Raw genomic sequence first — 11,974 nt, forward strand, 5'->3', positions numbered from 1 at the left:
GGCGTCGGCGGCACAGCGGCGGGCGTGGTCGGCGCGCACGGCCGCGAGACCGGCGTGCGTGACCTCGACACCCTTCGGGCGTCCGGTCGAACCGGAGGTGTAGATGACATATGCGGTGCCGTGCGGGTGCACGAGCCCGCGGCGATCCGCGTCGGTCAGCGCATCGGCGCTGAATTCCGCCGCCTCGAGCACCCCCAGGTCGATCACTTCGGCTTCGGGCGCCGCGAATCCGAGATCGCCGCACGAGAGCACCCAGCCGACGCCGGAGTCCGTGCACAACAGCCGGTTTCGCTCCGCCGGATGCGCGGGGTCCAGCGACAGGAACGCCGCCCCGGTCTTGGCGACGGCCCACACCGCCAGCACCCAGTGCAGGGACCGTTCGATCCCGACCGCCACCGTGGATTCGGGGCCGGCGCCGCGTCCGATCAGCAGGCGCGCCAGTCGATTCGATCGCTCGTCGAGCTCGCGATAGGACATGCGCAGCTCGCCGTCGATCACCGCGACACCGTCGGGGTTCGCCGCGACCGCCGCGGCCAGCAGCGCCGGGAGGGTCGGATGCTCCGTCAGTTCGTCGGGGATTCCATGGCGTCCCCAGTCCCGGACGAGCCGCTGCCGTTCGGGGTCGGACAGCACCTCGATATCCCGCACCCGCACCGCAGGATCGGCGGTCACGGCACGCAGCACCGCGCGCAGGCGATCGACCAGGTTGGCGATGGTGCTCGGCTCGAAAAGGTCGGTGGCGTAACCGAGTTCCACCGGGATCGCCCCGCGCCCGTCGGGGGCGTCGGTCATGGTGAAGGTCAGGTCGAACCGTTCGATGCCGGTGTCCGCGCCGGCGGCCGTCACCACCACATCGGGAAGTTCGAGCACCGCCTGGTCGAGATTGTGGAAGGCGAGCATGACCTGGAACAGCGGGTGATGCGCTTGGCTGCGCGGCGGGTCCAGAGCCTCCACGACCTGTTCGAACGGGACCTCCGACTGGGCGAACGCATCCAGGTCCACGCCGCGGACCTGGGCGAGCAGGTCGGTGAACGGCTGCGCTTCGTCCACGCGGGTGCGCAGCACCACCGTATTGACGAACATGCCGATCAGATCGTCCAATTCGGCCGCGCCGCGCCCGGAAACCGGTGAGCCGATGGCGATATCGGTACTGCCGGACAGCCGCGACAGCACCACCGCGAGCGCGGCGTGGAACAGCATGAACACCGTGACGCCCCGAGTCTGCGCCAGGTCGCGCAATCCCGCGACCAGCGCCGGTTCCAGGACGAAGGCGTGGGTCGCGCCCCGATGCGAAGCGACCGCCGGACGCGGGCGATCCCAGGGCAGTTCCAGCACTTCGGGCAGTTCCCGCAATTGCTCCGACCAGTAGGCGAGCTGTCGCGACTGTGAGGACTCCGGATCGTCGGCGGCGCCGAGCAGTTCCCGTTGCCACAGTGCGTAATCCGCGTATTGCACCGGCAGCGCGGGCCAATCGGGTTGCCGCCCATGGCGCCTGGCGGTGTAGGCGATGGCGAGGTCGCGCGCCAGCGGCCCCATGGAGAAGCCGTCGGCATTGATGTGATGCACCACCAGCACGAGCACGAACTCATCGGCGCCCACCGCCAGCAGCCGGGCCCGCAACGGAACCCGCTGGGCCACATCGAAACCCACCGAGACCAGTGCCGCGAGTTCGGCGTCTGCCCCGGCCGCGTCGACCGGAAGCGCGGTCAGGTCGATATCCGCCGCCCGCTGCAGCTCGGCCATCGGCACCACCGCCTGGTACGGCACCCCGGCCACGTCCGGATAGCGGGTGCGCAGCACCTCGTGCCGGGCGAGCACATCCAGTACCGCTGCGGCCAAGGCGAATTCGTTCACCGCGCCGGACAGCCGGATGACCATCGGGATGTTGTAGGCCGCCGACTCCGGATCGAACCGGTTGACGAACCACATCCGCTGCTGCGCATACGACAACGGCACCCGTTCGGGCCGCCGGCCGCGCCGCAAGCGCGGGACCGCGTCGCGATGCGCGGTGTGCTCCACCCGCCCGGCCAGCAGCGCGGCCAGATCCTCGGCCACCGACGCGTCGAACACATCGCGCACCGTCACCGCGACGCCGACGCCTTCGGACAGGCGCGCCGACAGCCGGGTCGCCGACAGTGAATTGCCGCCGAGGGCGAAGAAGTCGTCATCGAGGCCGACCTGTTCCATCCCGAGCACTTCGGCGAACACCGTGGCCACGATCTCTTCGGTCACGGTGCGCGGCGCCCGGTAGTAGGCGCGCGCCGCGACCGGTTCCGGCAGCGCCGCCTTGTCCACCTTGCCGTTCACGGTCAGCGGCAGCGCGTCCAGGACCATCGCCACATCCGGGACCATGTAGGCGGGCAGTTGCGCGCCGAGCCGTTCGCGCAGCAGCTTGCCGAGTGCGGCTGGGGCGCACCATTTCTCGTCCGGGGTCAGGAAGTCCGGTCGCGCGCTGTCGACGTCGGGGTCCGGGCCGACGGTGGCGCGGTAGGCGTAGACGATGTGCAGGTCGGTGCCGACCACGTTCGGCGACACCCGGGCGGCGGCCACGAATCCGTGCTCGTGCAGCAGGTTCTCGATGCGGGCGAGCCGGCCTTCGACATCGTGGACCTCGATGACCATGCGGTCGATGAGCGGCCAGTGTTCGGCTGCGATACCGCGCAAGGCGTCCAGTTCGCTGCCTTCGACATCGAGTTTGAGCAGGTCGATCCGGTCGATGCCGTATTCGGTGATGATGTGCGACAGCGTCCGGACCGAGACGTCGACGCGTTCGAAATCCAGGCGGTCCTCGATCAGCTGATCGACGTAGCTCTCCCCCAGATCCGCGCTCTCGGCGGCGTATTCGTGATGCAGGAACGATTCGAGAATGTCGTGCTGCACGCGGCTGTCGGTGCCGCGCCCGGACATGACCGACATTTCCGGGTAGTAGGTGAAGGTGTCGGTGGTGGCTTCCGCGCCGATCGCGTACGGCACCACGGTGGCGTCGAGGCCGTGCAGCCGCGAGTTGGCTTCGTACATGCGCCGCAGTTCCGGCATGGGTTCGACCGCGAACAGCTTGACCTGCGGCGAGGTGCGTTTGGCGTAGACCGAGAACATGCCGACGTGCGCGCCGATATCCACGATGCAGCCGGTGGCGGGGATGGCGATGCCGTCGTGGCAGTATTCGCCGTTCTCGAAGATCTCCTCGTACAGGAATTCGACATTGGAGCGGTTGCGGCCGACGATCGGCATGCCATTGGGCATTTCGTGCAGTTCGCCCGGCGCGATCACGCCGTCGCGTTGCAGCTCCAGGCATGTCGAGGCCACCGGGGCGAAACGCGGGTCCGGGACCAGATAGGCGACCAGCTGGGTGTCCGGCGCGGCCTCGGGCGCGGCGGGTGCGGCGGTGTGGGTGGTGACGACGGCGCGGCCGACCGCGGGCTGATCGGCGAGCACGGCTTCGACCTCGCCCAGTTCGATGCGATAGCCGCGGATCTTCACCTGTTCGTCGGCGCGCCCGAGGTATTCGAGCACCCCGTCCGCCGTCCAGCGGACCACGTCCCCGCTGCGATACAGGCGACCGCCCGCCGGGTCGAACGGGTCGGCGACGAAACGCGCGGCGGTCAGCGCCGCCCGGCCGCGATAGCCGCGCGCGACCTGATTGCCCGCCACGTACAGTTCCCCGGCGACGCCCACCGGGACCGGCCGCAGCCAGGCGTCGAGCACATAGACGCGCAGGTTCGCCAGCGGCACGCCGATCGGGCTGCTGCCGAGGTCGCCGTTCCAATGTTGTTCCGTCAGCGGCTGTTCGGTGACATGCACCGTGGTCTCGGTGATGCCGTACATGTTCACCAGCGCCGGCCCGCCGGGCGCACCGGCCGGCTTCCAGCGCGCCAGCCGCTTGGGGTCCAGGGCTTCACCGCCGAACACCACCATGCGCAGCGCCGAATCCTCCAGCGCGGCAGTGCGTGTGGATTCGATCAAGGCGTAGAAGGCGGACGGGGTCTGGTTGAGGATGGTCACGCGCTGCGCGACGATCAGCTCCCACAGCTCCGCCGGGGAGTACGCGATCTCGCGCGGCACCACGACCACGCGCCCGCCGTGCAGCAGCGCGCCCCAGATCTCCCACACCGAGAAGTCGAAAGCCTGTGAGTGGCACCAGGTCCAGACGTCATCGGGACCGAAATCGCACCAGGGCGCGGTGCTCTCGAACAGCGACGCCGCGTTGGCGTGCGTGACGGCCACGCCCTTGGGTTTTCCCGTGGTGCCCGAGGTGTAGATGACGTAGGCGATATTGCCCGGCCGCGGCGGTCGCGGCGCGGCGGCCGGCGCCCGATCCTCGATGGCGTCGTCGGTGATGACCAGGGCGGGCGCGGCGTCGGCGAGAATGTAGGCGAGCCGATCAGGTGGCGAGGTCGGGTCCAGCGGCAGGTAGGCCGCGCCCGCTTCGAGCACCCCGAGCATTGCCGTGATCAGCGGAATGCCCTTGGGAAGAGCAATGGCCACAACGCTTTCCGGCCCCACGCCCTGCGCGGCCAGCGTGGCCGCCAATCGGTTCGCGCGCGCTTGCAGCTCGGCGTAGGTGATCTCCGCACCGCCCGAGACGACGGCGACGGCATCGGGTGTCGCCGCGGCCTGCCGCTGGAACAGTTCGGTGAGCGTCGCGCCATCGTCGATGGGTAGGCCGGTGTTGTTCCACTCCCCCAGCACCCGCGCTCGTTCCTCGGCGTGCAGCAGCTCGATGGCGCGGACCGGCGTCCCGGCGTCGGCCTGGCACGTGCGGAGGAACTCGCGGAAGAACCGGATGAACCGATCATGGTGCCGCGCAAGCTCTTCCGGTGTGTACAGGTCATGGTTGGCGACGAAGTCCACGCGCGTGCCGCCCGAGGCCGCATCGGAGTAGACGCTGACCGACAGATCCGAGACCAGTCCCGGGGTCAGCACCTCGAGCTGTCCCACGATGGGCCCCAGCACCACATCGGTGTCGAACATCATGAGGTCCACGTACGGCCCGAAGACCTGCGTCTGCGGGGTGAGACGCCCGATATCGCGGAACATGTCCTCCTGCCGGTACCGCTGCCGACGCAGGACGTCGATCAACCGCTGCTGGGTCGCCGCGATCAGCTCGCCCGCGGTGATGAACGGGCTCAACGTGATTCGGAACGGCAGGGTGTTGGCGAGCATGCCGCCGGACCGCAGCGCCGCCGTGGTGACGCGCGCGGACACCGGCAGGCTGAGCACGATATCGTCACCGCCGGTCATGCGGCCCAGGAACGCCCCGAAGGCGGCCAGGATCGGCACGGCCGGGTTGGTGGAGGTCGCCTTGACCACCGCGGCCAGCCGCTCACCGGTTTCCGCGGGCAGTACCGCGCCCACCGAGATCGGGTGCGCGTCCGCCTGCCCGCTCTTCCCGGCCAGGCTCACCGGCGCGGGCAGCCCGGCGAGCTGCTCGCGCCAGAACTCGCGGTCGGCCGCGAAACGTTCGGATTCCCGGTACTTTTCGTCCTCGGCCACCAGTTCGGCGAGACCTTTGACCTTGGAGGCGGACGGCTCCCGGCCCTCGACCGCGGCTGTGTACACCTCGCCGATACGGGCCAGCAGCGTCATGGCCGCCAGCCCGTCCATCGCGATGTGATGGGCGCGCAGATACCAGAACCAGCGCGACTCCTCCACCCGCAGCACCGCGGTGGTGATCAGCCGGTCCCGGTGCAGATCGACCGGGCGACTGTATTCGGCGCGCATCCACTCCCGCGCCGCGCCGATCGGGTCCTCGGCCGTCCGCAGATCCAGGCATTCGATGCCCTCGCCCAGCGGCCGGTCCACCACCTGCCGCGGAATGCCGTTCTCCTCGAGCACCCGCAGCCGCCCGGCCTCGAACTCGCCCGCCACCCGCCAGAACGCCGCCGCCAGCACTCCGATATCCAGTGCGCCGCGCAGGTCGATGCACAGCGCATTGGTGAACGGCGTGGCGCCGGTCAACTGTTGCGCGTACCAAATCCCCTGCTGGGCAGCCGATAACGGAAAAGAGTGCGAACGTGCGCCGGTCAAATCTGCTCCTGCTTCTCGAGGCGTCGGGAAGGTGCGCTACGCGGATCGGGTCAGCTGCTCCAGGGCGGCCAGCGACTCCAGACCGGTCAGCACCTCGGCGTCCGGAATACCGAAGTCGATCAGGCAGGCGATCTCGTCCACCCCGATCGCCCGCAGCCGCTCGACCATGGCCGCCGCACCGGCGGGGGTGCCGAACAAGCCGTTATTGCGGTAGTAGCGCTCGAATGCGAAGTCCAGCACCCTGTTCCGGGTCTTCTCGTCCAGGCTGTCCAGGGCCTCGGAGCCGCGCCGCCACAGGTCGACCGAATCCTCGAGGTAGCTCTTGAACGGGCCCTCGACGGTCTTGCGCACCCGGGCCTCGTCCGCGCCCACGAAGGTGTGCAGCATGACGGTCACGATGCCCGCTTCCGCGCCGTGCCCGTGCTCGGCGCGCGCCTTGCGATAGGCGGCCAGCTTCTCGGCCAGCTCGTCGACTTCCTGGAACAGCAAGGCGGTCAGGATGTTCGCGCCCACCGCGCCCGCCATCTCGAAGCGTTCGATGCCGCCGCTGCAGGTCAGCCAGGTGGGCAGCGCCGGCTGCACCGGGGCCGGGAAGATGCGCACCGCACGCTCTTCGCCGGCGCCGTTGGCCAGCGCCACGGTCTCGCCGCGCCACAGCCGCTGCACGGTATCCATTCCGGCCCTGGTGATTTCGACGCGGTCGGCGTAGTTGCCGCCCGCGAGCACGAAGTCGTCCACGTTCCAGCCGGTGGCGAAGGCGACGTCGACGCGGCCGCCGGACAGGTTGTCCACCACCGACCAGTCCTCGGCCACCCGGACCGGATTGTGCAGTGGCAGCACCACACTGCCCGCGCGAATCCGCACCCGTTCGGTGCCGGCCGCCAGTGCCGCGCCGAGCACCGCCGGGTTCGGGTACAGTCCGCCGAACTTGTGGAAGTGCCGCTCGGGAATCCAGATGGCCTCGAAGCCGTGCGTATCGGCGAAGCGGGCGCTCTCCAGCAGCAGCCGGTAGCGGTCGTCCGCCTGCCGCTGCGCGTCACTGGAGAAGAACAGCAGGCTGAATCGCATACGGTCCGAGGGCGTCTCACCGCCGGAACCGGCTTCGCCGTTGCCGGTGCGCGCGGTCGCCATGGCCGCCACATCGGCGAGGCTGAGGCCGTCGAAGATGTCCTCGGCGGTGATCTCGGTCTGGTACCGGTCCTCCAGGATGTTCATCAGCTCCGCAGCTTTCACGGAGTCCAGCCCCAGTGAGGTGAGTGGCGAGTACGGGTCCACCGTGTCTCGTTCCAGCCGTGCGGCGGCCCACTCCACGAAGAAGTCCAGCACTGGTGTCGTATCCGGCGATCTGCTCAATTCCGTCCTTTCCTAGCGTGCCGCTGTCGTCGAGTACGTCTCCCGGAGAAGCTGTCGCTGAATCTTTCCGCTGGTCGTCTTGGGCACCTCGCCCTTGCCGACGAATACGACCCGGTGCACGCCGATGCCGTGCACGCGGCTCACGATGTCGCGAATCGAACCCGCCAGCGCCGGCGCGTCGCCGGTCTGCGCGTCGGTGAGTTCCTGCACCACCATGACGCGGTCCTCGTCGTCGATGCGCGCGGTGAAGACCGCGCAGCCGCCGGGCCGCAGCGCCGGATGCTCGGCCAGGATGGTGCGCTCCACGTCCTGCGGAAAGATATTGCGGCCGTGCACGATCATCAGTTCCTTGCTGCGGCCGGAGATGTACAGCTCGCCGGCGGCCACGAAACCGAGGTCGCCGGTGCGCAGGTACGGCGTGCCGTCGCCGTCGGTGAGGGTGGCGTGGAAGGCGCGTTCGGTCTCGGCCGGCTTGTGCCAGTACCCGGCGGCGATGCTGTCGCCGCGCAGCCAGATCTCGCCGATCCGGTGTTCGGCGCAGCGCTGCCCGGTGTCGCGGTCCACCACCGCGATACGGTCCGGCGCCATCGGTCCGACGCTGATCAGCTCGCGCCCAGGGGTTTTCGGCTCGGCTACGCCGCGATCGAGGTCGATGATCGAGAAGGTGCGGGAGCGCGCGCCGTCGCCCGGCCGGCCGCCGCTGACATACAGCGTCGATTCCGCCAATCCGTACATCGGCACGAAGCTCGCGCCGCGAAAGCCGCTGGCGGCGAACAGGTCCGTGAATTTGCGCAGAATGTTCGGGTCGACCGGTTCCGCGCCGACGAAGGCGATGTCCCAGCCGCTCAGATCGAGCCCGGCCGCATCGGCCTCGGACACCCGTTTGGCGCAGAGCCCGTACGCCAGGTTCGGGCCGCCCGCGACCACGTGCTCACGCGCGGCGATGGCGCGCAGCCAGATGAGCGGATCGCGCAGGAACGTCATGGGCGAGAGCAGGACGCTCGGGAAGCCGACGAACATGGGCAGCAGCGCACCCTGGATCAGCCCCATATCGTGGTACGGCGGCAGCCACGAGACAATCGAATTGTCCGGTGTGAGAAGGTTTTCGGACTGGATGAGCCCGAGGTTCGCCATCAGATTCCGGTGCCGGACCATGACGCCCTTGGGGGATCCGGTCGAGCCGGAGGTGTACTGCAGGAAGGCGATGTCCTCCGGGTCCGGGCGGGTGGCCTCGAAACCCGTTCCGGCGCTCGCGCCGTCGGTGTCGATGACCCGAATGTCCGGTCCCAGTTGCCCGTCCCCGATCGGCACCGTCGCCAGCGGCGCGATGGCCGCGGTGGCGCCGCAATCGCGCACGATGGCGGTGAGCGCGACCAGCTGATGCGCCGATGCCGCCAGGTGCACCGGCACCGCGATGCGCCCGGACAGCAGGCAGGCGAAGAAGGCGTAGACGAATTCCGGTCCGGGCGGGCACATCAGCAGCACCCGGTCACCCGGCGCGGTGACTTCGGCTACGCGCGCGGCCAATCCGCCGGCCCGGTCCCACAGGGCGCGGTGATCGACGACGGTGTCGGCTTGCCGATGGTTCGAGAAGATGTACGCGGAACGCTGCGGGGTCTTCGTCACCCGCATCGACAGGATGTCGACCAAAGTGCGAGGTTCACGCGCTGATTGCCCGACATTCATCCGCCTGGCTCCTCCCGGAGTATGAGCAGCTGAAAAGAACAGTCCAAAGGCCCATCCTGGCAGAGCCGGACGGGTGTGAAGCCATGTAGCGGCTCATCGCCAGCGTGTCGCTCGTGATCAGCCGACCAGTAGTTGCGTGTGGTGCATCCGTCCAGGTCCGGGACGCGTGTCCCTGCACCGCATCACACGGGCGGGGTGGCATCATCGTCGCGTTCGAGCCACGGTCGGAGCGATATTCCCGGCACCCGGGAGGAAAGCGAGGGGGCGCCAGCATGTCGAGCGTTGCCACGGATGTGCTAGATCGCGAAAAGGATAGCACCCCCGTCGATTTCACACCCGCTTTCTGGAAACCGTTGACCAGAATCGCGTTCCGCTTCTGTTTCGCCTATTTCGGATTGCTCTGCCTGCTGTTCGCCCAACTGGTGCTGGTCTTCACCGGACCGCTGTTCGTCTATCTGGCGGCGAGCGCGGCCGGCGGCCAGATGGACTCGATCGACGATTTCGTCCGCACGGTCAGCACCACCGTGTTCGGTACCGAGGTGGCCCCGCTGCGCAAGTCCTACAGCGGCGATCAGGCCCCGCTCTGGGTGCTGATCTTCTGCGTCTTCGGCGCCGCGGTCGCGATCACCCTCGTGTGGTCGGTGCTGGACCGCCGCCGGACGGCCTACGTGAGACTGCACGCCTGGTTCCTCACCGCCATCCGCCTGTGCCTCGGCGGGCAGATGCTGTTCTACGGCATGGCCAAGGTGATCCCGTTGCAGATGCCGCGGCCCACGCTGATCACCCTGTTGCAGCCGTACGGGGATTTCAGCGCCACCGGCGTGCTGTGGAATCAGGTCGGGTCCGCGCCGGTGTACGAAATGCTGCTGGGCACAGCCGAAGTGCTGGGCGGGCTGCTGCTGTTCCTGCCCCGCACCGCGACCCTGGGCGCATTGCTGAGCCTGGTGAATCTGGCCCAGGTGTTCGTGCTGAACATGACCTTCGACGTGCCGGTCAAGCTGCTGTCGTTCCATCTGCTGCTGATGTGCCTGTTCGTGCTGGCGCCGCAGGCCGGACGGCTGGCGAATGTGCTTGTGCTGGAGCGGCGTTCCGGCCCGATGACGCAACCGCCGCTGTTCCGCGGCGCGCGGGCGAACCGGATCGCCACCGTGGCGATGGCGGCGCTGGGTGTATGGGTGCTGGCCGGTGGGGCGCGGATGGCCGCCGAGGGGTACCGGGTACAGGGCGACGGCGTGCCCCAGCCGCCGCTGTACGGCATCTGGAACGTCACCGAGTTCACCCTGGACGGCCGGCCGCTGCCGCCGCTCACCACCGACGAGACCCGCTGGCGGCGGCTGGTTCTCGACACCAGGAAAGCCGCCTACCAGAAAATGGACGATTCCTTCGTGGCCGCCGTCGCGACCGTGGACACCGGGACCAATACCCTCACCTTGACCGGGCCGCCGCTGGACGAACAGGCCCCGCCGAGTGAAATGCCGCCGTTCACCTACACTTTCGCCTTCGAACAGCCGGCCGCGGATCAGCTGGTGCTGCGCGGGGACTACGACGGGCGGCCCGCGACCCTGACCATGACCGCGCTGGATCCGGATACGTTTCCGCTGCGCGACGGCGACTTCCATTGGATCCAGGAGTATCCCGACCTCGGCAAGCTGATCCGCTGAAGCTTGCGCGCGAGCGGCGTCAGGCGAGCGTGGACTTGTGCTTGCTGTCGTCGTAGGGCACCAGTTCGCCGATCCGCCCGCCGCGGATCAGCTCGACGAAATCCGGATTGGCCAGTACCGCACGCCCGACCGCGGCGATATCGAACTCGCCGCGGTCCAAACGCCGCCGCAGTCGTTCGAGCGAGATCACCTCGGCGGGTCCGCCCGTCGCGGCGGCGTCCTTGGCCAGCCCGATCGATCCGACGATGACGGCGGGCCGCCCGGTCACCTTCTTGGTCCAGCCCGCCAGGCTCAATTGCCCGCTCGGCCCGGCGATTCCGGGAAATTCGGGCTCGTCGAAGCGCCGGGTCGAGGGATGGAAGGCGGCCACCCCGGCCTCGGCGAGCGGCCACAGCAGTTCCTCCAGCTCGGCCGGTCCCGCCGCCGCGCGAGTGTCGTACCGCCCGGCCCGCCATTGCGAAAACCGGTAGGTGACCGGCATTTCCGGCCCCAGCTCGGCCCGGACCGCACCGACCAGTTCGGCCGCGAGCACGGGCCGGATGGGCAGCATGCCGTGCGCGCCATGGATTTCGACGCCGTCGAATCCGGCTCGCCGGGCCTGCCGCGCCGCCTGGGCGTAACTCGCGATGATCCGGTCCGCCTCGACGCCCCAGCGCACCCGGTCCGGTTCGCCGACGTACATCAACTGCGCGAAGATCGGCACCCCCTCGGCGTGCACGGCGGACACGATCGCGGTCCAGGCCCGCAGCGCCGACGGCTGCCGGATCGCGGCGATACCCGAGCCCGCCGGGCTCGCGCCGACGGATATGCCCTCGCTGATGATCAACCCGAAGCCGCCGGCCGCGCGCCGCCGATAGAAGGCCCCGAGTTCGGCGGCCGGCACCCCGCAGCGCGCGGCGTAGCGTGAGAGCGGGGCCATGGCGAACCGGTTCCGCACGCGCAGCGGGCCGATCGCAGCCGGCGTGAACAGTCCCGATAGGTCGATAGCGTCGAGCGCGTTCCGCATGGCCTCCCACTCCCGTTTCCGATGTGGTGTACAGCCCGTCCCTGGTCGGAACCGTCCGTATTGTAAGCACGCGATCGCGAACGGAATCGGATTCGATCGCGATAACAGGGCACAGGCAACTCCGGCAGCGCGTAAACCACCCGGTCTACCGCACTGCCCATATCGGGCCCAAATCGGTGTTTTTCATGACCGCAGCGAGAAATTTTGCAGGATACGTGCCGGTAACCCCGTCGCGCGGTGT

5 protein-coding genes (1 of these 5 cut by a window edge) are annotated in these 11,974 nt (G+C 68.9%); 1 reads left to right on the forward strand and 4 read right to left on the reverse strand.

Going from position 1 to position 11,974, the window contains the following annotated elements; all coding sequences use genetic code 11:
- The 3 genes from LTV02_RS16105 to LTV02_RS16115 form a co-directional block, all read right to left on the reverse strand.
- Nucleotides 1-5,958, reverse strand: the start of a protein-coding gene (locus tag LTV02_RS16105) for a non-ribosomal peptide synthase/polyketide synthase (protein ID WP_233040766.1). Its footprint begins 22,314 nt before the window's first position; the window shows 5,958 of its 28,272 coding nt (coding positions 1-5,958); its start codon is at nucleotides 5,956-5,958; its stop codon lies off the left edge, out of view.
- A gap of 105 nt (nucleotides 5,959-6,063) precedes the next feature.
- Nucleotides 6,064-7,380 carry a MupA/Atu3671 family FMN-dependent luciferase-like monooxygenase gene (locus LTV02_RS16110; protein ID WP_233040767.1) on the reverse strand — a complete coding sequence of 439 codons (1,317 nt, stop codon included), beginning with the start codon at nucleotides 7,378-7,380 and terminating at the stop codon, nucleotides 6,064-6,066.
- A gap of 12 nt (nucleotides 7,381-7,392) precedes the next feature.
- Nucleotides 7,393-9,030 (reverse strand): fatty acyl-AMP ligase, encoded by a 1,638-nt coding sequence (locus LTV02_RS16115; protein ID WP_233040768.1) that lies wholly within the window; start codon nucleotides 9,028-9,030, stop codon nucleotides 7,393-7,395.
- Nucleotides 9,031-9,419: 389 nt separating this feature from the next.
- On the opposite strand from LTV02_RS16115, the gene LTV02_RS16120 reads away from it, so the two are divergent.
- Nucleotides 9,420-10,727 carry a DoxX family protein gene (locus LTV02_RS16120; RefSeq protein ID WP_233040769.1) on the forward strand — a complete coding sequence of 436 codons (1,308 nt, stop codon included), beginning with the start codon at nucleotides 9,420-9,422 and terminating at the stop codon, nucleotides 10,725-10,727.
- Between the two features lie 19 nt (nucleotides 10,728-10,746).
- Here the strand turns inward: LTV02_RS16120 and LTV02_RS16125 are convergent, their stop codons facing one another.
- Entirely contained in the window at nucleotides 10,747-11,733 is a 987-nt protein-coding gene (locus LTV02_RS16125) for an oxidoreductase (RefSeq protein ID WP_233040770.1), read from the reverse strand.
- Nucleotides 11,734-11,974 lie beyond the last annotated feature (241 nt).

It is taken from the genome of Nocardia yamanashiensis (assembly GCF_021183565.1).
Taxonomy (GTDB): domain Bacteria; phylum Actinomycetota; class Actinomycetes; order Mycobacteriales; family Mycobacteriaceae; genus Nocardia; species Nocardia yamanashiensis.

What these genes read in the sequence shown, in the direction of transcription:
- LTV02_RS16125 (WP_233040770.1), bottom strand. Translation starts at nt 11,733, where the DNA reads ATGCGGAACGCGCTCGACGCTATCGACCTATCGGGACTGTTCACGCCG.